The sequence below is a fragment of the Pseudomonas sp. LBUM1641 genome (genome assembly GCF_059716235.1).
Genome location: NZ_CP166815.1, coordinates 5,245,486 through 5,268,980, shown reverse-complemented (window position 1 = coordinate 5,268,980; position 23,495 = coordinate 5,245,486). Strand labels below are relative to the sequence as shown.

Here is a 23,495-nt window from a genome sequence, read left to right as displayed (position 1 = left end):
AAGGAGAAGAACATGCTTCCGGCTCTATACGTTGCCAAAACCGGTTTGTCCGCCCAGGACACCAACCTGACCACCATTTCCAACAACCTGGCCAACGTGTCGACCACGGGTTTCAAACGTGACCGCGCCGAGTTCCAGGACTTGCTCTATCAGATCAAGAAGCAGCCTGGCGCCCAGTCGACCCAGGACAGCGAATTGCCGTCGGGCCTGCAACTGGGTACCGGTGTGGCGATTGTTGGCACCCAGAAAAACTTCAGCGCCGGTAACTTGCAGCAAACCGGTCAGCCGCTGGACCTGGCAGTCAACGGCAAGGGCTTCTTCCAGATCCTGCAGCCGGACGGCACCACCACCTACACTCGCGACGGTACGTTCCACCTGGACGCCAACGGCCAGGTCGTGACGGCCAACGGCTTCGCGCTGGAGCCGGCGATTGTGGTGCCGAACAACGCCCAGACCTTCACCGTCGGCAACGACGGCACCGTGTCGATCACCGTGGCCGGCAACCCGGCCTCCCAGGTGATCGGCAACCTGCAAACCGCCGACTTCATCAACCCGGCCGGCCTGCAGGCGATTGGTAACAACCTGTTCCTGGAAACCGCGTCCAGCGGCGCGCCGCAAATCGGCACCCCGGGCCTCAACGGCTTTGGTACCACCCTGCAAAGCACCCTGGAAACATCCAACGTCAGCACCGTTGAAGAGATGGTCAACATGATCACCACTCAGCGCGCCTACGAGATGAACTCCAAGGTGATTTCCACCGCCGACCAGATGCTTTCGTTCGTAACGCAGAATCTGTAATCAAGTCTATGGGGCGTCCTTGAAGGCGCCTGCAACACCGTGAGGTATGGGTCATGAATCGCTATGTTTCTGTTTTGGCATTGAGTGGGATTGCTGTGCTCGCGGGCTGTGTCGCCCCGACGCCAAAGCCCAATGACCCGTACTATGCGCCGGTGCTGCCGCGCACGCCGCTGCCGGCTGCCGCCAACAATGGCTCGATCTACCAGGCCGGTTTCGAACAGAACCTGTACAGCGACCGCAAGGCGTTCCGGGTGGGTGACATCATCACCATCACGCTGAACGAGAAGACCCAGGCGAGCAAGAACGCCAACTCGCAGATCGGCAAGACCAGCAAGACCAGCATCGGCCTGACCTCGTTGTTTGGCGGTGGCCTCAATACCAACAACCCGGTAGGCAGCGGTGACTTGAGCCTCGACGCCGGCTACAGCGGCGACCGCGCCACCAACGGCAAAAGTGCGGCGGGGCAGGGCAACAGCCTGACCGGCTCGATCACCGTGACCGTGGCCGACGTGCTGCCCAACGGCATCATTGCCGTCCGTGGCGAGAAGTGGATGACCCTCAACACCGGTGACGAACTGGTGCGCATTGCGGGCATGGTTCGCGCCGACGATATCTCCACCGACAACACCGTGCCGTCGACACGGATTGCCGATGCACGCATCACCTACTCGGGTACGGGTTCGTTTGCTGACGCCAGTCAGCCGGGCTGGTTTGACCGTTTCTTCCTTAGCCCGCTGTTCCCTTTCTAGGTGATCACTTTGAACTTCAAACAGCTGATGGCTGCGATGTTGCTGCTGGCCCTGAGCGCAGGCGCCCAGGCTGAGCGCTTGAAAGACATCGCGAGCATTTCCGGCGTACGGTCCAACCAGTTGATCGGCTACGGCCTGGTGGTGGGGCTTAACGGCACCGGTGACCAGACCACCCAGACCCCGTTCACCCTGCAGACCTTCAACAATATGCTCTCGCAGTTCGGCATCAAGGTACCGCCGGGTTCGGGCAACGTGCAGTTGAAGAACGTTGCGGCGGTGTCCATCAGCGCTGACTTGCCGCCGTTCGCCAAGCCGGGGCAGGTGGTCGACATCACCGTCTCGTCCATGGGTAACTCGAAAAGCCTGCGGGGCGGCACCTTGCTGATGACCCCGCTCAAAGGTATCGACGGCAACGTCTACGCGATTGCCCAAGGCAACCTGGTGGTGGGCGGCTTTGACGCCGAAGGCCGTGACGGTTCGAAGATCACCGTCAACGTGCCGTCGGCCGGCCGGATTCCCGGCGGTGCCTCGGTGGAGCGCACCGTGCCCAGCGGCTTCAATCAGGGCAACAGCCTGACCCTGAACCTCAACCGTTCGGACTTCACCACCGCCAAGCGCGTGGTCGACAAGATCAATGAACTGCTCGGCCCGGGCGTGGCCCAGGCCATTGACGGCGGTTCGGTGCGTGTCACCGCACCGCTGGACCCAAGCCAGCGTGTTGACTACCTGTCTCTGCTGGAAAACCTTGAGGTTGACCCGGGCCAGGCGGTGGCGAAAGTCATCATCAATTCGCGGACCGGCACCATCGTGATCGGCCAGAACGTCAAGGTTTCGCCAGCGGCGGTGACCCACGGCAGCCTGACCGTGACCATCACCGAAGACCCGATCGTCAGCCAACCTGGCCCGCTGTCCAACGGCCAGACCGCCGTGGTACCCCGTTCGCGGGTGAATGCCCAGCAAGAAGCCAAGCCGATGTTCAAGTTCGGCCCTGGTACCACCCTGGACGAGATTGTCCGCGCGGTGAACCAGGTGGGCGCAGCGCCCGGCGACTTGATGGCGATCCTCGAAGCATTGAAACAGGCCGGCGCCTTGCAAGCCGACCTGATCGTGATCTGACGCCATGGCCATGGACATGCGCAAAAGCGGCCTGACCAGCACGGCGGACTCGGGTTCTTATTCCGACCTCAACCGGCTCAACCAGTTGAAGTTCGGCGACAAGAACAGCGACGGCAACATGCGCAAGGTCGCGCAGGAATTCGAGTCGCTGTTTCTCGGCGAGATGCTCAAGTCCATGCGCTCGGCCACCGAAGCCCTGGGCAAGGACAACCCGCTGAATACACCGGCGGCCAAGCAGTACCAGGAAATGTACGACCAGCAGTTGGCGGTCTCCCTGTCTCGCGAGGGCGGTGGTATTGGCCTGGCGGACGTGCTGCTGCGCCAGATGCAGAAGAACAAACCGGTGGACGCCCAGGCGGCCACCTTGCAAGGCCCGGCGGTTCCCGCGAAGAAGGTGGATGTGCCGACCGAAATTGCCGCCGGTACCAAAGCCGATGGCCCGCTGGGCCGCAGCAATGGTCAGCGGCCATTGTGGGCGTACCGCGTGGCGGTGCCTGAGGGCACCAGCTCCCACGCCAACGACATGGCGCTGATGAACCAGCGCCGCATCTCGTTGCCGAGCAAACTGACGGATCGCCTGCTGGCCGGCATCGTGCCGGGTGCCGAGGCCACCACCACCGCCAAAGCCGCGCCGCTACGTAACAGCGCCGCCGATGACGGTGTGGTCAACAGTTCCGCCCGAGGCCTTGCCGCACTGCCCCCTCACGGACAGATGCAGGTTTACGGTCGCGCTGTGGCTCAGCCGCCGCTGGCACCAGCGAAAAAAGCCTTCAGCTCGCAGGACGAATTTGTCGCCACCATGTTGCCAATGGCCAAGCAGGCCGCCGCACGGATTGGCATCGACCCACGCTACCTGGTGGCCCAGGCCGCTTTGGAAACCGGTTGGGGTAAATCGGTGATGCGTGCCACGGATGGCACCAGCAGCCACAACCTGTTCGGCATCAAGGCCGGCCAGAGTTGGCAGGGCGAACAGGCCCGGGCAATCACCAGCGAGTTTCGCGACGGGGCGATGGTCAAGGAGACGGCGCAGTTCCGTTCCTACAACTCCTACCAGGACAGCTTCCATGACCTGGTGACGTTGCTGCAAAGCAATGATCGCTATAAAGAAGTTGTGAAATCAGCCGACAACCCGGAACAGTTTGTGCGCGAGTTGCAAAAAGCCGGTTATGCAACCGACCCGGATTACGCCAGCAAGATTTCGCAGATCGCAAAAACGATGAACAGCTACCAGAACTACGCTGCCGCGGGCGCTTCCACTCATTTATAAGGTCTGAATCATGAGTTTGCTCAATATCGGGATGTCGGGGCTCAATGCCGCCCAAGGATCGTTGTCGGTCTTAAGTAACAACATCGCCAACGTCAACACCCCGGGATACTCGCGTCAGCAGACCACCCAGAACGCCAGTGCGTCGAATGCGTTCGGCGGTGTGTTCATCGGCACCGGTACGACCCTGGCGGATGTGCGCCGGGTGTACAACGACTTCCTGAACACTGCTTACCAGAACAGCACCGCCCTTAATAGCGACGCCAACGCCTACCTGGGCCAGGCCAGTGCGATCGACAAGACCCTGTCGGACAAGAGCACCGGCATGTCGGCCGTGCTCAGCGCCTTTTTCGCGGCAGCGCAGACTGCTGCGGCCACCCCCAGTGACGTGTCCGCCCGGCAATTGCTGGTGACCAGTGCCCAGACCTTGAGCAACCGGTTCAACGCGATTTCCTCGCAGTTGACCCAACAGAAAGAAAGCATCAACGGCCAGTTGAGCACCATGAGTGATCAGGTCAACAAGCTGACCTCCTCGATTGCGTCTTTGAACAAGCAAATTTCCCAGGTCCAGGGCTCGACGAGCAACGCGCCCGCCAACCTGCTGGATGCGCGCAACGAAGCGGTGCGCTCGCTCAATGAGCTGATCGGTGTCACGGCCACTGAAAAGGACGGCCAGGTCAACATCACCACCGGCACCGGGCAGTCGCTGGTAGACGGTGATGTCGCCAATACCATTTCCGCAGTGCCGAGCAAGAACGACAGCAGCCAGTACACCATCCAGATCAACATGGGCAGCACGTCCATGGACATCGGTTCGGTGGTCAGCGGCGGCAGCATTGGCGGCCTGATGCGTTATCGCAGTGATGTGCTGATGCCCGCGATCAATGACCTTGGCCGACTGGCCATCGTCACCGCCGATACCATCAACAACCAGTTGGGCCAGGGCCTGGACCTGAACGGTGATTTCGGCTCTTCGCTGTTCAGCGATATCAACAGTGCAGCGGCCATCTCCCAGCGTAGCCAGGGGACCGCGGGCAATAGCGCTGGCTCCGGCAACCTGAATGTGTCGATTGCCGACAGCAGCAAGCTGACGACCTACGACTACAAGGTCACGTTCACCAGCGGCAACCTGTACAACGTGGTGCGTTCCGACGGCAAAGCCATGGGCTCGTTCGATACCGCTACCACGCCGCCGCCGGTGATTGACGGTTTCACCCTGGCGCTGGATGGCAAAGGGCCGATGGCGGCGGGTGACAGCTTCAAGGTCAGCCCCACCAGCAATGGCGCCAGCGGGATCGGCGTCGACCTGACGGACCCGAATAAACTCGCGTTCGCCGGCCCATTGGCGGGTGTTGCCGGCAAGAACACCGGCACCGGCACGTTCACGCCGCCGCAGTTGACGGTGCCGCTGGATATTCACGGCGGTGCCGATACCGCCCAATTGCGCACCGGGATCGAAAACTCGATGCCAGTGAAAATGGTATTCGGCGACAAGGCCGCGGACGGCACCCAGCCGTACACCGTCACCGACGCCCAAGGCTTCAAGATCGGCACCGGCAGCATCATTCCGGGCCAGGGCAACAAGATCACCATCAATGTGCCGATGCGCGATGCCAGCGGCGCCGTGATCACCGGCAAGAGCTTCAGTTTTGATACCACCGTTGGCGGCTCGCCGGCCAATAACGACAGCACCACCTTCTCCTTCAACAGTGGCGCCACCTCCGACGGCCGCAACGCCCAGTCGCTGCTGGCGCTGCAAACCAAGGCAACCGTCGGCGTGACGGACGGCAACGGGGGCGTGAGCCTGGTCAGTGCCAACAGCCGCCTGGTGTCCCAAGTGGGCTCCAAGGCCGCCCAGGCCAATACCGACAGTACCGCGACGGGCGCGCTGCTGACGGCGAACAAGGCGGCTGCCAACTCGGTGTCCCAGGTCAACCTGGATGAAGAGGCGGGCGACATGATCAAGTTCCAGCAGTACTACACCGCGTCGTCGCAGATCATCAAGGCGGCGCAGGAAACCTTCAGCACACTGATCAACGCACTTTAAGGGAGTCTGGGACGATGCGTATTTCTACACAGCAGTATTTCGACACCAGCTCCGCCAAATACCAGGACAACTATTCCGGTGTGGTGAAGGCCCAGGACCAGGCGAGTTCCGGGGTTCGAGTGCAGACCGCTTCCGATGACCCGGTGGCCGCTGCCCAGCTGCTGATGTTGCAGCAGCAGAAAGACATGTTGGGGCAATACAACACCAACATCACCACCCTGCAAAACTCCCTGACCAACGAAGAAAGCGTGCTGCAGAGCATCAATACCGCGTTGCAGACAGCCCAGGGCTTGGCGCAGCAGGCCGGTAACATCGGCAAGAGCGATGACGATCGCAAGGCGATTGCCGCCCAGGTCGGCGCGCTTGAGGACCAGGTGCTGGGCTTGCTCAACTCCAAGGACTCCAGCGGCAACTACATGTTCTCCGGTGCCAAGACCGATACGCCGCCGTACACCCGCAATAATGACGGCACCTACACCTATCAGGGTGACGAGACGCCCCTGAGCCTGCAGATTTCGAACAACCTCTCGATCTCCATGGGCGATACCGGCAAGGCTTTGCTTGAAAGCTCGTCCAACACCGGTCGCACCCAGGCAACGTTGCTGCCGCCTGCCGTGAACGACGGCACGGTGGGGATCTCGGCGGGCCTGATCACGTCGAGCACGAAGTTTGCCAACAGCTTTTCCGATGGCCAGCCGTACAAGCTGACCTTCGCCAGCAGCACCCAATACAGCGTGACTGACAAGGACGGCAACGACGTCACGTCGGAGATCACTGGCAACGGTACGTTTGACTCCACCAAGGAAGGCTCCTCCAGCGTTAGCCTGCGGGGCGTCACCTTCGACATCCGGTTGAACCTGGGCAAGGACGTTGCGCCCGGCGCGGCGTCCGATGCGCTGGTGGCAGGCAAGGAATTCTCCCTGGCAACCAAGCCCGACAGCTTCAGTATCTCGCGTACGGCAAGCAATCCGTCCACCGCGCAACTGACTGGCGGCAGCGTCACGGACCAGGCGGCTTATACCAGCACCTTTCCCAACTCGGGGGCGGTCATCAAGTTCACCAGCGGCACCGATTACCAGGTGTTCGCCCAGCCGTATAGCGCCGACAGCAAGGCCATTGCCAGCGGCACCATGGCCGCCGGCGCGACGTCGATCACCACGGTCGGCCTGACCTTTGGCGTGAGTGGCACGCCAGGCGCCGGTGATCAGTTCTCGGTCGGCGCCACCAGCAACAAGAACATGAATGCCCTGGATACCCTCAGCCAATTGCGCAAGGCCCTGGAAACCCCGGCAGACGGCAATCCGGTTGCCTTGAATAACCTCAAGGACGTGGTCGCCACGAGCATTGGCAACCTGGGTAATGCTTCGGCGCAGATCGATCAGGTACGCGGCTCCATTGGTGCGCGGCAGAACGCCATGGATATCCAGAGCACGGAAAACACCAGCCTGGGCCTGGCCAACACGTCCACCATGTCGTCCCTGGCCAACGTTGATATGGGGCAAGCGGCAATTGACCTGACCTTGCAGCAGACCATGCTGCAGGCCTCGCAACTGGCGTTCGTGAAAATCTCCCAGCTGAGCCTGTTCAGCAAGATGTGATTCGGCGGCTGTAAACTTGCGGCTCACCCTGGAAACGGGGTGAGCCGTTGTCGTTTCTGGCGTTTGTATGTCCCCGTGTTTCGCACAAAGCGCAGAAAATTGAGTGACCTGTGAGTCATAAAGCGCATCTTCACTGTATCGTGTGAAAAGGATAGGTCGTCGCCAGGTCTCCGCGAGGGCCTGCCGCCAGGGTTAAAGGCGGTTTTCGGCGAGTTTTTTGCGGGGTTATCCCCATTATTGTCAGCACCCGGCGATGTGTTCCGCGGGGTGTTCTCCAGCTATTTAGTATTGGGAAGCCACAATGATTGGCATAAAAAGCATCGCCAGTTACGTGCCGGCAGACGGGATCGATAACTACGCCCAGGGTGCCAAATTCGCCAAGGATGAAGAGTTCATCATTGGCAAGATCGGTTCGGCGTTCCTGCCGCGCAAGGATGCTGCACAGGAAACCTCCGATCTGTGCGTCGAGGCGGTCAACGCCTTGTTTGCCAACAACCCGGATTTGAAGCGCGAATCCATTGATGTGCTGATCGTCGTCACCCAGAACGGCGACGAAGAGGGTTTGCCTCACACCGCCGCCATCGTCCAGGACAAGTTGGGCCTGACGACGAACGTGGCGGCCTTTGATATTTCCCTGGGCTGCTCGGGTTATGTCTACGGCATCTATGCGATGAAGGGCTTCATGGAAGCCACTGGCCTGAAAAACGGCCTATTGGTCACCGCCGATCCGTACTCGAAGATCGTCGACCCGGAAGACCGCAACACCACCATGCTGTTTGGTGATGCCGCGACGGCCACCTGGATGGGCGAAGACGCGCCCTGGCAGTTGGGCAAGGCCAAGTTCGGTACTGACGGTTCGGGTGCGCCGCACTTGAAGGTCAGTGATGGCGTGTTCTTCATGAATGGCCGCCAGGTATTCAACTTCGCCTTGCTCAAGGTTCCGGCGCATTTGCATGAGCTGCTCAACGAATCGGACCTCAAGGCTGACGAGATTGATGCGTTCTGCATCCACCAGGGCAGTGCGGCGATTGTCGACGCCGTGGCCCGGCGTTTTGAAGATGCACCGGTGGACAAGTTCATCAAGGACATGGTCGAGACCGGCAACACCGTGTCCTCGAGCATTCCGCTGCTGCTGGAAAAACACATGCTCGACTCCACCTGGAAGCGCGTCGCCATCAGTGGTTTTGGCGTAGGCCTGTCCTGGGGCTCGGCGATTTTGCATCGCCCTTGATGCCTTAAAGGCGCTGCACAAAAAAACGCCCATGATCGAAAGATCATGGGCGTTTTTTATTTGGCGCCAAAAAGCCAGCAATTGCGGGGGTTTGAGCTATCGTAAATGCTTGAATTACAAGGGGTGGCATCGTGCTAGTAAAAAAAATCAAAAAAGTCCTCAAGCAACCTGCTTTCACGACGATAACTATTACGAAGGTTCTCTAGGCCACACCCGGCGGTTGCCAGGGCCGGAAGCCGCAGTAAACAACCCACGAGGATTTCGTCATGGCTTTAACAGTAAACACTAACCTTGCTTCGTTGAACGTTCAGAACAACCTGAACAAGGCTTCCGGCGCCCTGCAAACTTCCATGCAGCGTCTGTCCTCTGGCCTGCGTATCAACAGCGCCAAAGACGATGCGGCCGGCCTGCAAATCTCCAACCGTCTGACCAGCCAGATCAACGGCCTGGGCGTTGCAATCAAAAACGCCAACGACGGCAGCTCGATTGCTCAAACCGCTGAAGGCGCCATGCAGCAGTCCACCAACATCCTGCAAAGCATGCGTACCCTGGCTCTGCAATCCGCCAACGGCTCGCCAAGCGCTGAAGACCGTAAGTCGAACAACGCTCAGTACGCTGCTCTGACCGCTGAATTGACCCGTATCGCTACCACCACGACTTTCGGTGGCAAGAACCTGCTGGACGGTTCTTTCGGTACTACTTCGTTCCAGGTCGGCGCCAACGCCAACCAGACCATCGACATGAGCATCGGTAACGTTGCAGCCAACAACATTGGTTCGCAGCAGCTGAAGTCGATTGTTCAGGCTCCAAGCGCCACCGGTGCTGTGGGTGGTCCGCTGACCGTGACCGGTAGCGGCCAGGCAAATACTCTGACTATCGCTCCAGGCGCGTCTGCCAAAGCTATCGCTGCTCAGATGAATGGTGCAGTCGGTGGCCTGAGCGCATCTGCCAGCACAACCGTCAAGTTCACTGTTGACGCGACGGCCATTTCTACTGGCACGCCAACCAATGCCAACTTCAAGCTGCAAGTTGGCACCGGCGCAGCGGTGCAGTTCACCGGTGTGACCAGCACTTCCGACCTGGCTGACCAACTGAAGTCCAACGCTGCCAAACTGGGCATCAGCGTTAACTACGATTCGTCGACCAATAGCCTGTCGGTCAAGTCCGACACCGGTGAAAACCTGACCTTCAGCGCTGCCGATGCTACCGCTCAGGCCGGCATCAAGGTTGCCTCCCTGGGCGGCGACGGTGCCACCTACAGCGCCGATGTTGCGCTGAACGCAACCACCCTGCAGGCAAATGGTGCTGTATCCCTGAACTCCAGCTCCAGCTACTCGCTGAGCGGCGCAGGTGCTACTGGTGTGTTCTCGGCAGGTACCACTGCCAACTCTGCCAAAACCACCGTCAACAACACCGACGTTACCACCGCTGCCAACGCGCAAAACGCGATCGACGTGATCACTCAAGCGATCTCCGACATCGACTCCCAGCGTGCCGGTCTCGGTGCTGTACAAAACCGTTTCGACAACACCGTTGCCAACCTGCAGAGCATCTCGGACAACTCCAGCGCCGCTCGCGGTCAGATCCAGGACGTTGACTACGCTGCTGAAACTGCTCAGTTGACCAAGCAACAAACCCTGCAACAGGCTTCCACTGCGATCCTGTCCCAGGCCAACCAACTGCCATCCGCTGTACTGAAGCTGCTTCAGTAATAGCCAACGGTAGATGACTGACGGAAGGGCGCGTTTACGTGCCCTTTTGTCTTTTGCGTGATGAGGAGATTGGACATGGACATGAGCGTCAAGTTGAACCTGTCTTATCCTGCTGCCCCAACGCCGCAGAGTGCGCCTGCCCCTGTGACTGCCGACTCGCAGACTCCCAAGGTCGATGCGACGGTCGCAGCAGTAAAGCCCAAGCAGGAAACGAAACCGGACGACCTGGAAAAGGCCGTCAACGATATTCGCAAATTCGTCCAGGCTGCCCAGCGCAACCTGGATTTTTCCATTGATGACTCCACCCATCAGGTGGTGGTCAAGGTCATTGCGACCGACAGTGGCGAGGTCATTCGTCAGATCCCGTCGGAAACCGCATTGAAACTTGCACAAAGCCTTCACGACGCCAGCAATGTGTTGTTTGACGCTAAAGTCTGAGCTGGCATGAATTTTGTTGCTGTAGCTGCTTGAGGCGCCGTCCGTCAAGAAAGCGCCAGCCCCGTATCAGGAGAAACATCATGGGTGATATATCCGTCAGCGGCCCGGTAACGGGCATTGATACCCAGTCTATCGTTACGGCCTTGGTGAACGCTGAGCAGGCGCCCAAGCAGTCGCAGATCAACAAGCAGTCGCAGACGCAGACCGCCCAGTTGTCCTCGATCGGCAAGATTCAAGCGGCTCTGGATGCGTTCCGCGGCGCTATGGACAATATGGCCAAGGACGCCAGTATCGGCGGCCTGACGGCGGCGACCTCGGATGCCAACGTGTCCACTGTTACCTTGGGTTCCGGCGCTTCGGCGGGGAGCTATCTGTTGGTGGTCAATCAATTGGCGACCGCCTCGAAAATTGCTACCCAGAACTTCCCGGGTGGGGCGAAGAGCGTCGTCAATAGCGGTTCTACGGCGACGACCCTGGAGATCTCCCAGTCAGGTCAGAGTTATGGGGTGAGCGTTCCTCCTGGCGCAACGTTGCAGCAGGTGCGTGACTCGATCAACGCGCAGTACAGCAGCGCTGGCCTGAGTGCCAACATCCTGACCGACTCCACCGGTTCCCGTCTGGTCGTAACGTCGACCAATACCGGCGCCGGTACAGACATTACCCTTGGTGGTAACACCGGACTGGAAGCCGGCACTACAGTTGTCGGCGGCCCGCCGGTGAATGCGAAATACACCATTGACGGTACCCCCCAAGAATCCAAGAGCAATACCCTGACCGAAGCAATCAGTGGCGTGTCTATCAAGCTGACCGCCGTATCGCCACTGCCCTCAGGTGTCACCGACCCTGATGCTGCACGAGTCGCCTCGACCATTACGGTCACCCGCAGTAACGACACCCTGAAGAGTTCGGTAAAGGGGTTTGTCGATACCTATAACGCCTTGATGACAGCGATCGGCACTGAGACCAAAGTCACCACTAACGCGGATGGTTCTACCACGCCTTCTGCGCTGACGGGCGATGCCACGATGCGTTCTTTGCAGTCGGCCCTGCGTAACGAGCTGAACGCATTGGGGGGCTCGGGTACGTTGAAGTCCCTGGCTCAGTTTGGTGTAAACACTGACCAGACAACCGGCAAGTTGAGCATTGATGACAAGGTGTTTGGTGCGGCGATTGCTAGCAACCCCACTGACATCGGCGGCATTTTCAACGGCGACAAAGGCCTGCTTGCGCGTATGAAAACGGCGACTGACAGCTACGCGTTGAGCGGTACCGGGGTTCTGGCCTCGCGTTCCACGACGCTGACGGCGAACATCAAGGACCTGCAAGTCCAGCAGGACAGCCTGACCGCGCGCATGGCTGCACTCAAGACGAGCCTGACTGCCAAGTACACTACGATGAACAGCCTGGTGGCACAGCTCACCGCTCAACGATCGAGCGTAATGACTACGCTCAATGCGCTGAACAATCCCAAGACCGATTGATCCTCAATGAAGCCGCCCGGTGAAGTGAAAACCTTCACCGGGCGCACCTTCAGCAGACCGCCGGCTTAAAGTTTTTTGCGACACCGTCGACATAATAGTCAGAGCCCATTCTTTTTAGCTGTTGCCTGTCACGAGGTAGAAACATGAATCCCATGAGAGCCCTTCGCCAATACCAGAAGGTCAATTCCCATGCCCAGGTCTCCGAGGCCAGCCCGCACCGTCTGGTTCAGATGTTGATGGAAGGCGCGCTGGACCGCATGGCCCAGGCCAAGGGCGCCATGGCTCGTGGTGACATCGCGCAAAAAGGCCTGTTGCTGGGCAAGGCGATCGATATCCTGATTGGTCTACGTGACGGCCTGAACCCGGAAAAAACCGACGATCCGGCCGCCTTGCAGCAATTGGATAACCTGTACGCCTACATGACTACGCGTTTGCTTGAAGCCAATACCAAGAACGATGTCGAGATGATCGACGAAGTGGCAGGCTTGATGATTACGCTCAAGGAAGGCTGGGACGGTATTGCAACACTGTAGGCCTGCTGGCCTGAGGAAGATGTCATGAGTCACGCCCTGCAACGGATTGACGAAACCCGCGAAGCCTTGATGGACGCATTGGTCGCCCGCAACTGGGACGCCATTGGCGAGCTGGACCTGGGGTGCCGTGCGGTAATTGATGAGGCGCTGAGCAATGCGCCGGTGGACGAGGATGCCCTGCGGGAGAAACTGGAGAGTTTGCTGGCGGTTTATCAGCAGCTGCTTGAGGTGACAACCGGAGAGCGCCAAGCGATATTCGAGGAGATGTCGCAGATCAACCGAGCGGAAAGTGCGTCAAAGGTTTACCATCTGTTCGGCTGAAGGCTCAGTTAATCCGAACAAGGCGCGTCATAAATTTGACTGTGCACATATTTTTGACTTAACTAGTGCTATTTTCAGACGTCAGAAAGCTGTAGCGCAGAAAACGCCTACAGCTATCTAGATTGCCCCAACTCGAGGGCATTAAGTTTTACTAGGGAAGTTGCTATTGCATGTGGCGTGAAACCAAAATTCTGCTGATCGATGACGATAGCGTTCGGCGCCGCGATCTGGCGGTGATCCTGAATTTTCTTGGCGAAGAAAATCTACCCTGCGGCAGCCATGATTGGCAGCAGGCGGTCAGCTCTTTGTCGTCGAGTCGTGAAGTCATCTGCGTGCTGATCGGTACGGTTAGCGCTCCCGGCTCCGTTCTGGGCTTGTTAAAGACACTGTCAACCTGGGATGAGTTCCTTCCGGTGTTGCTAATGGGCGATATTTCTTCTGTCGACCTGCCGGAAGACCAGCGCCGTCGTGTCCTTTCCACCCTCGAAATGCCTCCCAGCTACAGCAAATTGCTCGACTCCCTGCACCGTGCCCAGGTCTACCGCGAGATGTACGACCAGGCCCGCGAGCGCGGCCGTCACCGCGAACCCAACCTGTTCCGCAGCCTCGTCGGCACCAGCCGTGCGATCCAGCACGTGCGCCAGATGATGCAGCAAGTCGCCGACACCGATGCCAGCGTGCTGATCCTCGGCGAGTCCGGCACCGGCAAGGAAGTGGTCGCGCGCAACCTGCATTACCACTCCAAGCGCCGCGACGGGCCATTTGTGCCGGTCAACTGCGGAGCGATTCCCGCAGAGTTGCTGGAAAGCGAACTGTTCGGCCACGAGAAGGGCGCCTTTACCGGGGCGATCACCAGCCGTGCCGGGCGTTTTGAGCTGGCCAACGGCGGTACCCTGTTCCTCGACGAAATCGGCGACATGCCGCTGCCGATGCAGGTCAAGCTGCTGCGGGTCCTGCAGGAGCGCACCTTCGAGCGCGTGGGCAGCAACAAGACCCAAAGCGTCGACGTGCGCATCATCGCCGCCACCCACAAAAACCTCGAAAGCATGATCGAGGTTGGCAGCTTCCGCGAAGACCTGTACTACCGCCTCAATGTATTCCCGATCGAAATGGCGCCCCTGCGCGAGCGCGTCGAAGACATCCCGCTGCTGATGAACGAACTGATCTCGCGCATGGAACACGAAAAGCGAGGTTCGATCCGTTTCAACTCGGCGGCGATCATGTCCCTGTGCCGCCACGGCTGGCCGGGCAACGTCCGCGAGCTGGCCAACCTGGTGGAGCGCATGGCGATCATGCACCCGTACGGGGTGATCGGCGTGGTCGAACTGCCGAAGAAATTCCGCTACGTCGACGATGAAGACGAGCAGTTGGTAGACAGCCTGCGCAGCGACCTGGAAGAGCGCGTGGCCATCAACGGCCATACGCCGGACCTCGGTTCCACCGCCATGCTGCCGCCGGAAGGCCTGGACTTGAAAGACTACCTCGGTAGCCTTGAACAAGGCCTGATCCAACAGGCCCTCGACGACGCCAACGGCATCGTCGCCCGTGCCGCCGAACGCCTGCGCATCCGCCGCACCACCCTGGTGGAGAAGATGCGCAAGTACGGCATGAGCCGCAAAGAAGGTGATGAACAGGCGGATGATTGACGCCTGTTTTTCAAGCCGCTGATTAATCAGCGGTTTTTTTTCGGCACGGGTATTGCTACAGCACTCGCAACGTTCCGTTTAACTGACGGTCAGCCAAGCGAGAGAGCATGATGCCCCACGCCGCCCAACTATCTTCGGTCCCTGACATTCAGGGGCCTGCCCCCTCCGTAGAGCAGATCAGCCGCCTTGGGCTTGAACAGGCATTTTCCCTGTTCAACCAGATGTCGAGCCAGTTGACTGACTCCTACAGCCTGTTGGAAGCGCGGGTTTCCGAGCTTAAAGGCGAGTTGGCGGTGGTCAGTGCCCAGCGCATGGAAGAGCTGGCCGAGAAAGAGCGCCTGGCCAACCGCCTGCAAAATCTCCTCGACCTGTTGCCCGGTGGCGTGATCGTCATCGACGACCAAGGCCGCGTGCGCGAAGCCAACCCGGCCGCCTGCGACATGCTGGGCCTGCCGCTGGAAGGCGAGCTGTGGCGCGAGGTCATCACCCGCTGCTTCGCGCCGCGGGAAGACGACGGCCACGAAATCTCTCTCAAGGACGGCCGCCGCTTGTCCATCGCCACCCGTTCCCTGGACGCCGAGCCCGGCCAGTTGGTGTTGCTCAACGACCTGACTGAAACCCGCCACCTGCAAGACCAGTTGGCACGCCACGAGCGCCTGTCGTCCCTGGGGCGGATGGTTGCTTCCCTGGCCCATCAGATTCGTACGCCGTTGTCCGCTGCGCTGATTTACGCCAGTCATTTGACTGATGAGCAGTTGCCGGCAGCCACTCACCAGCGTTTTGCCGGTCGCTTGAAGGAGCGTTTGCACGAGCTGGAGCATCAAGTGCGCGACATGCTGGTGTTTGCCCGCGGCGAATTGCCGCTGACCGATCGCGTCACCCCGGCCGTATTGATGCAGTCCCTGCAAGCCGCCGCCGCCACCCACATCCAGGAAGCGTCAGTCCGTTGGCAGTGCGACAGCCATCACGGCGAGTTGCTGTGCAACCGCGACACGCTGGTAGGCGCGCTGCTCAACCTGATCGAAAACGCGACGCAGGCCAGCGGCCCCGGGGCGCGGCTCAAGGTTCACCTGTACAACCGTGGCGACACCCTGCGCCTGAGCATCAGCGACAGTGGCAGCGGGATTGACCCGGTGGTGCTGCAACGCCTCGGCGAACCTTTTTTCACCACCAAAACCAACGGTACCGGCCTGGGCCTGACCGTGGTCAAGGCAGTCGCCCGTGCCCATCAGGGAGAATTGCAGCTGCATTCCCGGTTGGGTCGCGGCACGTGCGCGTTGATCACGCTGCCGCTGTTTTCATGCGCCGTCAGCGCGGAGTAAAAGGTCATGGCTATCAAGGTTTTATTGGTTGAAGACGATCGCGCCCTGCGTGAAGCATTGGCTGACACGCTGTTGCTGGCGGGCCATGACTACCGGGCGGTGGGGTCTGCCGAAGAAGCCTTGGAGGCAGTGGAGCAGGAGTCCTTCAGCCTGGTGGTCAGCGACGTGAACATGCCGGGTATGGACGGCCACCAGTTACTCGGGCTGTTGCGCGCGCGCCAGCCGCAGTTGCCGGTGCTGTTGATGACCGCCCACGGTGCGGTGGAGCGCGCCGTCGACGCCATGCGCCAGGGCGCTGCGGATTACCTGGTCAAACCTTTCGAGCCCAAAGCCTTGATCGAGCTGGTCGCGCGCCATGCCCTCGGCACTCTGGGCGCCGCCGACGGCGAAGGCCCGATTGCCTTCGAGCCGGCCAGTGCGCAATTGCTGGAACTGGCGGCCCGGGTCGCCCGCAGCGACTCCACCGTGTTGATCTCCGGCGAGTCCGGCACCGGCAAGGAGGTGCTGGCGCGCTATATCCACCAGCAGTCCCATCGTGCCAGCCAGCCGTTCATTGCGATCAACTGCGCGGCCATTCCCGACAACATGCTCGAAGCCACCTTGTTCGGCCATGAGAAAGGCTCGTTCACCGGCGCCATCGCCGCCCAGGCCGGCAAGTTTGAACAGGCCGACGGCGGCACCATCCTGCTCGACGAAATCTCCGAAATGCCCCTTGGCCTGCAAGCCAAATTGCTGCGGGTATTGCAGGAGCGCGAAGTGGAGCGGGTGGGCGCACGCAAGCCGATCCAACTGGACATCCGTGTGGTTGCCACCACCAACCGCGACCTGGCGGGCGAAGTGGCGGCGGGGCGCTTCCGTGAGGATTTGTTCTACCGTCTCTCGGTGTTCCCGTTGGCCTGGCGCCCGTTGCGCGAGCGCCCGGCAGACATCATTCCGCTGGCCGAGCGCCTGCTGAGCAAGCACGTCAATAAAATGAAGCATGCCCAGGCGCGCCTGTCGGCCGACGCCCAGGCCTGCCTGATCAGCTACCCATGGCCCGGCAACGTGCGGGAACTGGACAATGCCATCCAGCGTGCGTTGATTTTGCAGCAGGGCGGCTTGATCCAGCCCCAGGACTTCTGCCTGGCCATGGGCACCGGCGCCGCGCCGTTGCCGAGCCTGGCGGCCGCGCCACAGATCGAAGCTGCGCCTGCCGAGTCGGCCGGTGCCTTGGGCGACGACCTGCGCCGCCGCGAATTCCAGATGATCATCGACACCTTGCGCTCCGAGCGCGGCCGCCGCAAAGAAGCCGCCGAGCGCCTGGGCATCAGCCCGCGCACCTTGCGCTACAAGCTGGCGCAGATGCGCGATGCCGGGATGGATGTGGAAGCCTACCTCTACGCCACCTGAAAACTCTCAAAGCCGACAGGGTCAGTCGCCTTTTCTTACGAATTGCCACGGAGCTGGCACCCTTGTTGCTACCACCCCTGTAAGCGCTGTGTAGTGTCAAAAAATTGCGGGTCGTCGGAGAGAGAAGGTCATGAGCCAAGGTGTTGAGTTCAATCGGTTGATGTTGGATATGCGGTCCATGCAAATGGATGCCATGGCCCAACCGAAATCCGCCGCGCAAGCCGCGCCGGAATTGGGCCAGAGCAGCTTTGCCGACATGCTCGGCCAGGCCATCAACAAGGTCAGCGATACCCAGCAGGCATCCAGTCAGTTGGCGACCGCCTTCGAGATCGGCAAAAGCGGCGTGGACCTCACCGACGTGATGGTCGCCTCGCAGAAAGCCAGCGTTTCATTCCAGGCCTTGACCCAGGTGCGCAACAAGCTGGTTCAAGCCTATCAAGACATCATGCAGATGCCGGTTTAAGGACGATTTGAGTCATGGCAGAAGCAGTCGTGGATAACGCACCCGCCAAGGCAGACGGCAAGCCGCCGCTGTTCGGCCTGTCGTTCCTGGAAAACCTCTCCGAGATGACCATGCTGCGTCAGGTGGGCCTGATGGTCGGCCTGGCTGCCAGCGTGGCGATTGGTTTTGCCGTGGTGCTGTGGTCCCAGCAACCGGATTACCGCCCGCTGTACGGCAGCCTGGCGGGCATGGATTCCAAGCAGATCATGGAAACCCTGGCGGCGGCAGACATCGCCTACACCGTCGAACCGAATTCCGGCGCCCTGTTGGTCAAGGCCGACGATGTGGCCCGTGCACGGATGAAACTGGCGGCAGCCGGCGTCACCCCGTCCGACGCCAACATCGGTTTTGAAATCCTCGACAAGGACCAGGGCCTGGGTACCAGCCAGTTCATGGAAGCCACCCGCTACCGTCGTGGCCTGGAAGGCGAACTGGCGCGCACCATTTCTGCGTTGAACAACGTCAAGGGCGCCCGCGTGCACCTGGCGATTCCGAAAAGCTCGGTGTTTGTGCGCGATGAGCGCAAGCCCAGCGCTTCGGTACTGGTCGAATTGTTTGCTGGCCGCTCCCTGGAGCCTGGCCAGGTGTTGGCGATCATCAACCTGGTGGCCACCAGCGTTCCCGAATTGAGCAAGTCGCAAATCACCGTGGTCGACCAGAAGGGCAACCTGCTGTCGGACCTCGCGGAAAACTCTTCGCTGACCATGGCTGGCAAGCAGTTCGACTACAGCCGTCGCATGGAAAGCATGCTGACCCAGCGCGTGCACAACATTCTGCAACCGGTGTTGGGCAATGATCGCTACAAGGCGGAAGTGTCTGCCGACGTGGACTTCAGCGCCGTCGAATCCACCTCCGAGCAGTTCAATCCGGACCAGCCGGCCCTGCGCAGCGAGCAATCGACCACCGAACAACGTACCGCCAGCAATGGCCCGCAAGGCGTGCCGGGTGCCCTGAGCAACCAGCCGCCAACCCCGGCCACCGCTCCGCAAACCACCGGTGGCGCTGCTGCTACCGCAGGCGCGGTGCAACCTGGCCAGCCGCTGCTGGACGCCAACGGTCAGCAGATCATGGACCCGGCCACCGGCCAGCCAATGCTCGCGCCGTACCCGGCCGACAAGCGCAACCAGTCCACCAAGAACTTCGAGCTCGACCGCTCCATCAGCCACACCAAGCAGCAGCAGGGCCGGATCAACCGCCTGTCGGTGTCGGTGGTCGTGGATGATCAGGTCAAGATCAACGCTGCCGACGGCGCCGTCACCCGTGCCCCGTGGAGCGCCGACGAATTGGCGCGCTTCACCCGCCTGGTGCAGGACGCGGTGGGCTTCGATGCCAGCCGTGGCGACAGCGTCAGCGTAATCAACATGCCGTTTTCCGCCGAGCGGGGCGAGGTGATTGCCGAGGCAGCGTTCTATACTCAGCCGTGGTTCTGGGACATCGTCAAGCAAGTGCTGGGTGTGTTGTTCATCCTGGTGCTGGTGTTCGGCGTGCTGCGTCCGGTGCTCAACAACATTACCGGTCACGGCAAAAAACAACTGGCCCTGGCCGGTGGCGACGTCGAGTTGGGTGGCATGGGCGGCCTGGATGGCGAACTGGCCAACGACCGCGTGAGCCTCGGTGGCCCGCAAAGCATTCTGTTGCCGAGCCCGAGCGAGGGTTATGACGCTCAGTTGAACGCAATCAAGAGCCTGGTGGCCGAAGACCCGGGTCGTGTGGCCCAGGTCGTGAAAGAGTGGATTAACGCAGATGAGTGATAGCCGAGCTGCAGTAGCCAAACTCTCCCGGGTCGACAAAGCCGCCGTGCTGTTGCTGTCCCTCGGAGAAACCGACGCCGCCCAAGTGCTGCGCCACATGGGGCCCAAAGAGGTTCAGCGTGTCGGCGTGGCCATGGCGCAAATGCGCAATGTGCACCGCGAGCAAGTCGAGCAGGTGATGAGCGAGTTCGTCGAGATCGTCGGCGACCAGACCAGCCTGGGCGTCGGCTCCGACAGCTACATTCGCAAGATGCTCACCTCGGCCCTGGGCGAAGACAAGGCCAACGGCCTGATCGACCGCATCCTGCTGGGTGGCAACACCAGCGGCCTCGACAGCCTGAAGTGGATGGAACCGCGGGCCGTGGCCGACGTGATCCGCTACGAACACCCGCAGATCCAGGCAATCGTGGTGGCGTATCTCGACCCCGACCAGGCCGGCGAAGTGCTCGGCCATTTCGACCACAAGGTGCGCCTGGACATCATCCTGCGCGTCTCGTCGTTGAACACCGTACAGCCGGCGGCCCTGAAAGAATTGAACACGATTCTCGAGAAGCAGTTCTCGGGTAACTCCAACGCTTCGCGTACCACCCTGGGTGGCATCAAGCGTGCGGCCGACATCATGAACTTCCTCGACAGTTCGGTGGAAGGCCAGTTGATGGACTCGATCCGCGAGATCGACGATACCCTGTCGGTGCAGATCGAAGACCTCATGTTCGTGTTCAACAACCTCTCCGATGTCGACGACCGTGGCATCCAGGCGTTGCTGCGTGAAGTCTCCTCCGACGTGCTGGTGCTGGCCCTCAAAGGCTCGGACGAAGGCGTCAAGGAAAAGATCTTCAAGAACATGTCCAAGCGGGCTTCCGAACTGTTGCGCGACGACCTCGAGGCCAAGGGCCCGGTGCGCGTCAGCGACGTGGAAACTGCGCAGAAAGAAATCCTCACCATTGCCCGCCGTATGGCCGAAGCCGGAGAAATCGTTCTCGGTGGGAAGGGCGGCGAAGAAATGATTTAAGGCGCCGCGCATGTCGAACAAAGATGAGACGCCCAGCGATCTGATTCGCGCACGGGACGTCGGAGGGTTCGACGTCTGGTCGCTGCCCAGTTTCGACCCGCATCGCCCGGAGCCAGAGCCCGAGCCGGTAGAAGAAACCCCGGCCGAGATGGAAGAAGTGCCGCTGGAAGAAGTCCAGCCACTGACCCTGGAAGAGCTCGAAAGCATTCGTCAGGAAGCCTACAACGAAGGTTTTTCCACCGGCGAGAAAGACGGTTTTCGCAGCACCACCCTCAAGGTCCGGCAGGAAGCCGAGGCGGCGCTGAGCGTCAAGCTCGCCAGCCTGGAAACCTTGATGGGCAGCCTGTTCGAGCCGATCGCCGAGCAGGATTCGCAGATCGAAAAAGCCATGGTCGGGCTGGTGGAGCACATCACTCGCCAAGTGATTCAGCGCGAATTGGCCCTGGACTCCACGCAAATCGAAAGCGTGATGCGCGAAGCCCTCAAGCTGCTGCCTCTGGGCGTCGGCAATGTGCGGCTGTACATCAATCCCCAGGATTTCGAACAGGTCAAAGCCCTGCGCGAGCGCCATGAAGAAACCTGGCGCATCGTCGAAGACGCCGCGCTGTTGCCCGGTGGTTGCCGGGTCGAGACTGAACACAGCCGCATCGACGCTACGGTGGAAACCCGAATCACCCAGATCATGGCCAAGCTGTTTGATCAATTGCACGAGCAGGCGCTGCACCCGGCAGAGCCGGACTTGAGCGTCGAGCTGGACACCCCCGATGCGCCTTGATCGCACCAGCTTCGCCAAGCGCCTGGGTGGCTATGCCGAAGTCACCGAGTTGCCGGGCCAGCCGATCCTGGAGGGCCGCCTGCTGCGCATGGTCGGCCTGACCCTGGAAGCCGAAGGCCTGCGCGCCGCCATGGGCAGCCGCTGCATGGTGATCAACGACGACAGCTACCACCCGGTGCAGGTCGAAGCCGAAGTGATGGGCTTTTCCGGCAGCAAAGTATTCCTGATGCCCGTCGGCAGCGTTGCCGGCATCGCGCCCGGCGCTCGCGTGGTGCCGCTGGCCGATACCGGTCGCCTGCCCATGGGTATGAGCATGCTCGGCCGGGTGCTGGATGGCGCTGGCCGTGCCCTCGACGGCAAGGGCGGGATGAAGGCTGAAGACTGGGTACCGATGGACGGCCCGACCATCAACCCGCTCAAGCGCAACCCCATCAGCGTGCCGCTGGACGTGGGCATTCGCAGCATCAACGGTTTATTGACGGTGGGCCGCGGCCAGCGTCTGGGCCTGTTCGCCGGTACCGGCGTGGGTAAGTCGGTGTTGCTGGGCATGATGACCCGCTTCACCGAGGCCGACATCATCGTGGTGGGGCTGATCGGCGAGCGGGGCCGCGAAGTGAAGGAATTCATCGAGCACAGCCTCGGTGAAGAAGGCCTCAAGCGTTCAGTGGTGGTCGCCTCACCGGCGGATGACGCACCGCTGATGCGCCTGCGTGCCGCGATGTACTGCACACGTATTGCCGAATATTTTCGCGACAAGGGCAAAAACGTCCTGTTGCTGATGGACTCCCTGACCCGTTTCGCCCAGGCCCAGCGGGAAATCGCCCTGGCCATCGGCGAGCCGCCGGCCACCAAGGGCTATCCGCCGTCGGTATTCGCCAAGCTGCCCAAGCTGGTGGAGCGTGCCGGTAATGCTGAAGCCGGTGGCGGTTCGATCACGGCGTTCTACACCGTACTCTCCGAGGGCGATGACCAGCAGGACCCGATTGCCGACTCGGCGCGGGGCGTGCTCGACGGGCACATCGTGCTGTCCCGGCGCTTGGCCGAGGAAGGGCACTACCCGGCCATCGACATCGAAGCTTCCATCAGCCGGGTGATGCCGTCGGTGGTCACGCCTGAGCACATGATGCGGGCGCAGCACTTCAAGCAGCTGTGGTCACGCTATCAACAGAGCCGCGACCTGATCAGCGTCGGCGCCTACGTGGCTGGCGGTGATCGCGAGACCGACCTGGCGATTGCCCTGCAACCGCAACTGGTGACCTACCTGCGCCAAGGCCTCAACGACAAGATCAGCATGGGTGAGAGCGAGGCGCACCTGGGTAGCATCTTCGCTCCGGCACCCGGCGGATAAACCATGGCCAATACCCGCGCCGCACGCCTTGCCCCGGTGGTGGACATGGCCGAAAAAGCTGAAAAAACCGCCGTCCAGCGCCTGGGTTACTTCCAGGGCCAGGTTCGCCTGGCGGAAAGCAAGCTGGGCGACCTGGAACGCTTTCGCGGCGAGTATCAGCAACAGTGGATCGAGCGCGGCAGCAAGGGCGTCTCCGGCCAATGGCTGATGGGCTACCAGGGCTTCCTCAATCAATTGGAAACCGCCGTCGGCCAACAGCGCCAGAGCCTGGCGTGGCACCAGGCGAACGTCGACAAGGCCCGCGACAGCTGGCAACAGGCCTACGCCCGGGTCGAAGGCCTGCGCAAACTGGTGCAACGCTACATCGACGAAGCCCGCGCACTGGAAGACAAGCGCGAGCAGAAACTGCTTGATGAGCTGTCCCAGCGCCTGCCGCGTCAGAGCCAGTATTAACCGCGCCGC

Annotated in this window: 21 protein-coding genes; all 21 read left to right on the top strand. The window is 60.9% G+C overall.

What is annotated here, in order from left to right; genetic code table 11:
• Window positions 1–12 precede the first annotated feature (12 nt).
• The 21 genes from flgG to fliJ all read left to right on the top strand — a co-directional run bounded on the left by flgG (window position 13) and on the right by fliJ (window position 23,486).
• Window positions 13–798, top strand: a complete 786-nt coding sequence (gene flgG / locus ACA046_RS24090; protein ID WP_017477441.1) for a flagellar basal-body rod protein FlgG — start codon at window positions 13–15, stop codon at window positions 796–798.
• 53 nt (window positions 799–851) lie between these two features.
• Window positions 852–1,547 (top strand): flagellar basal body L-ring protein FlgH, encoded by a 696-nt coding sequence (flgH, locus tag ACA046_RS24085; protein ID WP_076015134.1) that lies wholly within the window; start codon window positions 852–854, stop codon window positions 1,545–1,547.
• A 27-nt stretch (window positions 1,548–1,574) separates the two neighbouring features.
• Complete coding sequence (locus ACA046_RS24080; protein WP_032899355.1) at window positions 1,575–2,663, top strand: flagellar basal body P-ring protein FlgI; 1,089 nt, start codon at window positions 1,575–1,577, stop codon at window positions 2,661–2,663.
• 4 nt (window positions 2,664–2,667) lie between these two features.
• Window positions 2,668–3,930 carry a flagellar assembly peptidoglycan hydrolase FlgJ gene (gene flgJ / locus ACA046_RS24075; RefSeq protein WP_497675123.1) on the top strand — a complete coding sequence of 421 codons (1,263 nt, stop codon included), beginning with the start codon at window positions 2,668–2,670 and terminating at the stop codon, window positions 3,928–3,930.
• A gap of 10 nt (window positions 3,931–3,940) precedes the next feature.
• Window positions 3,941–5,974 (top strand): flagellar hook-associated protein FlgK, encoded by a 2,034-nt coding sequence (gene flgK / locus ACA046_RS24070; protein WP_459022943.1) that lies wholly within the window; start codon window positions 3,941–3,943, stop codon window positions 5,972–5,974.
• Between the two features lie 14 nt (window positions 5,975–5,988).
• On the top strand, window positions 5,989–7,572 hold the full coding sequence (locus ACA046_RS24065; protein ID WP_497675122.1) for a flagellar hook-associated protein 3: 1,584 nt from the start codon (window positions 5,989–5,991) through the stop codon (window positions 7,570–7,572).
• A gap of 301 nt (window positions 7,573–7,873) precedes the next feature.
• Window positions 7,874–8,803 (top strand): ketoacyl-ACP synthase III, encoded by a 930-nt coding sequence (locus tag ACA046_RS24060; RefSeq protein WP_076015138.1) that lies wholly within the window; start codon window positions 7,874–7,876, stop codon window positions 8,801–8,803.
• A 266-nt stretch (window positions 8,804–9,069) separates the two neighbouring features.
• Window positions 9,070–10,515, top strand: a complete 1,446-nt coding sequence (locus ACA046_RS24055; RefSeq protein ID WP_459022937.1) for a flagellin N-terminal helical domain-containing protein — start codon at window positions 9,070–9,072, stop codon at window positions 10,513–10,515.
• 75 nt (window positions 10,516–10,590) lie between these two features.
• Window positions 10,591–10,953 carry a flagellar protein FlaG gene (locus ACA046_RS24050; protein ID WP_459022935.1) on the top strand — a complete coding sequence of 121 codons (363 nt, stop codon included), beginning with the start codon at window positions 10,591–10,593 and terminating at the stop codon, window positions 10,951–10,953.
• An 80-nt stretch (window positions 10,954–11,033) separates the two neighbouring features.
• Window positions 11,034–12,434, top strand: a complete 1,401-nt coding sequence (gene fliD / locus ACA046_RS24045; protein ID WP_459022933.1) for a flagellar filament capping protein FliD — start codon at window positions 11,034–11,036, stop codon at window positions 12,432–12,434.
• 143 nt (window positions 12,435–12,577) lie between these two features.
• On the top strand, window positions 12,578–12,967 hold the full coding sequence (gene fliS, locus ACA046_RS24040; RefSeq protein ID WP_076015142.1) for a flagellar export chaperone FliS: 390 nt from the start codon (window positions 12,578–12,580) through the stop codon (window positions 12,965–12,967).
• 24 nt (window positions 12,968–12,991) lie between these two features.
• Window positions 12,992–13,288: a flagellar protein FliT gene (fliT, locus tag ACA046_RS24035; protein ID WP_076015143.1), complete on the top strand. Its 297-nt coding sequence runs from the start codon at window positions 12,992–12,994 to the stop codon at window positions 13,286–13,288.
• Window positions 13,289–13,458: 170 nt separating this feature from the next.
• Complete coding sequence (locus tag ACA046_RS24030; RefSeq protein WP_497675121.1) at window positions 13,459–14,934, top strand: sigma-54 dependent transcriptional regulator; 1,476 nt, start codon at window positions 13,459–13,461, stop codon at window positions 14,932–14,934.
• 110 nt (window positions 14,935–15,044) lie between these two features.
• The gene (locus ACA046_RS24025) at window positions 15,045–16,256 is read left to right on the top strand and encodes a sensor histidine kinase (RefSeq protein WP_318301521.1); all 1,212 of its coding nucleotides are present in this window, start codon (window positions 15,045–15,047) and stop codon (window positions 16,254–16,256) included.
• 6 nt (window positions 16,257–16,262) lie between these two features.
• Window positions 16,263–17,645 carry a sigma-54-dependent transcriptional regulator gene (locus tag ACA046_RS24020; RefSeq protein ID WP_076015145.1) on the top strand — a complete coding sequence of 461 codons (1,383 nt, stop codon included), beginning with the start codon at window positions 16,263–16,265 and terminating at the stop codon, window positions 17,643–17,645.
• Window positions 17,646–17,775: 130 nt separating this feature from the next.
• Window positions 17,776–18,108, top strand: a complete 333-nt coding sequence (fliE, locus tag ACA046_RS24015; protein WP_497675120.1) for a flagellar hook-basal body complex protein FliE — start codon at window positions 17,776–17,778, stop codon at window positions 18,106–18,108.
• A gap of 14 nt (window positions 18,109–18,122) precedes the next feature.
• On the top strand, window positions 18,123–19,898 hold the full coding sequence (gene fliF / locus ACA046_RS24010) for a flagellar basal-body MS-ring/collar protein FliF (protein WP_076015147.1): 1,776 nt from the start codon (window positions 18,123–18,125) through the stop codon (window positions 19,896–19,898).
• Complete coding sequence (gene fliG, locus ACA046_RS24005; protein ID WP_017477457.1) at window positions 19,891–20,910, top strand: flagellar motor switch protein FliG; 1,020 nt, start codon at window positions 19,891–19,893, stop codon at window positions 20,908–20,910. The genes fliF and fliG overlap by 8 nt, the downstream gene beginning before the upstream one ends.
• A 10-nt stretch (window positions 20,911–20,920) precedes the next feature.
• Window positions 20,921–21,685 (top strand): flagellar assembly protein FliH, encoded by a 765-nt coding sequence (fliH, locus tag ACA046_RS24000; RefSeq protein WP_076015148.1) that lies wholly within the window; start codon window positions 20,921–20,923, stop codon window positions 21,683–21,685.
• Window positions 21,675–23,033, top strand: coding sequence for a flagellar protein export ATPase FliI (fliI, locus tag ACA046_RS23995; RefSeq protein ID WP_167663648.1), 1,359 nt, complete (start codon window positions 21,675–21,677; stop codon window positions 23,031–23,033). The genes fliH and fliI overlap by 11 nt, the downstream gene beginning before the upstream one ends.
• Window positions 23,034–23,036: 3 nt before the next feature.
• On the top strand, window positions 23,037–23,486 hold the full coding sequence (gene fliJ, locus ACA046_RS23990) for a flagellar export protein FliJ (RefSeq protein ID WP_076015150.1): 450 nt from the start codon (window positions 23,037–23,039) through the stop codon (window positions 23,484–23,486).
• Window positions 23,487–23,495: the final 9 nt, after the last annotated feature.

Bases quoted from the DNA above. Each gene is read 5' to 3' on its own strand.
- flgG (WP_017477441.1), top strand. From the start codon at position 13: ATGCTTCCGGCTCTATACGTTGCCAAAACCGGTTTGTCCGCCCAGGAC.
- flgH (WP_076015134.1), top strand. From the start codon at position 852: ATGAATCGCTATGTTTCTGTTTTGGCATTGAGTGGGATTGCTGTGCTC.
- ACA046_RS24080 (WP_032899355.1), top strand. From the start codon at position 1,575: ATGGCTGCGATGTTGCTGCTGGCCCTGAGCGCAGGCGCCCAGGCTGAG.
- flgJ (WP_497675123.1), top strand. From the start codon at position 2,668: ATGGCCATGGACATGCGCAAAAGCGGCCTGACCAGCACGGCGGACTCG.
- flgK (WP_459022943.1), top strand. From the start codon at position 3,941: ATGAGTTTGCTCAATATCGGGATGTCGGGGCTCAATGCCGCCCAAGGA.
- ACA046_RS24065 (WP_497675122.1), top strand. From the start codon at position 5,989: ATGCGTATTTCTACACAGCAGTATTTCGACACCAGCTCCGCCAAATAC.
- ACA046_RS24060 (WP_076015138.1), top strand. From the start codon at position 7,874: ATGATTGGCATAAAAAGCATCGCCAGTTACGTGCCGGCAGACGGGATC.
- ACA046_RS24055 (WP_459022937.1), top strand. From the start codon at position 9,070: ATGGCTTTAACAGTAAACACTAACCTTGCTTCGTTGAACGTTCAGAAC.
- ACA046_RS24050 (WP_459022935.1), top strand. From the start codon at position 10,591: ATGGACATGAGCGTCAAGTTGAACCTGTCTTATCCTGCTGCCCCAACG.
- fliD (WP_459022933.1), top strand. From the start codon at position 11,034: ATGGGTGATATATCCGTCAGCGGCCCGGTAACGGGCATTGATACCCAG.
- fliS (WP_076015142.1), top strand. From the start codon at position 12,578: ATGAATCCCATGAGAGCCCTTCGCCAATACCAGAAGGTCAATTCCCAT.
- fliT (WP_076015143.1), top strand. From the start codon at position 12,992: ATGAGTCACGCCCTGCAACGGATTGACGAAACCCGCGAAGCCTTGATG.
- ACA046_RS24030 (WP_497675121.1), top strand. From the start codon at position 13,459: ATGTGGCGTGAAACCAAAATTCTGCTGATCGATGACGATAGCGTTCGG.
- ACA046_RS24025 (WP_318301521.1), top strand. From the start codon at position 15,045: ATGCCCCACGCCGCCCAACTATCTTCGGTCCCTGACATTCAGGGGCCT.
- ACA046_RS24020 (WP_076015145.1), top strand. From the start codon at position 16,263: ATGGCTATCAAGGTTTTATTGGTTGAAGACGATCGCGCCCTGCGTGAA.
- fliE (WP_497675120.1), top strand. From the start codon at position 17,776: ATGAGCCAAGGTGTTGAGTTCAATCGGTTGATGTTGGATATGCGGTCC.
- fliF (WP_076015147.1), top strand. From the start codon at position 18,123: ATGGCAGAAGCAGTCGTGGATAACGCACCCGCCAAGGCAGACGGCAAG.
- fliG (WP_017477457.1), top strand. From the start codon at position 19,891: ATGAGTGATAGCCGAGCTGCAGTAGCCAAACTCTCCCGGGTCGACAAA.
- fliH (WP_076015148.1), top strand. From the start codon at position 20,921: ATGTCGAACAAAGATGAGACGCCCAGCGATCTGATTCGCGCACGGGAC.
- fliI (WP_167663648.1), top strand. From the start codon at position 21,675: ATGCGCCTTGATCGCACCAGCTTCGCCAAGCGCCTGGGTGGCTATGCC.
- fliJ (WP_076015150.1), top strand. From the start codon at position 23,037: ATGGCCAATACCCGCGCCGCACGCCTTGCCCCGGTGGTGGACATGGCC.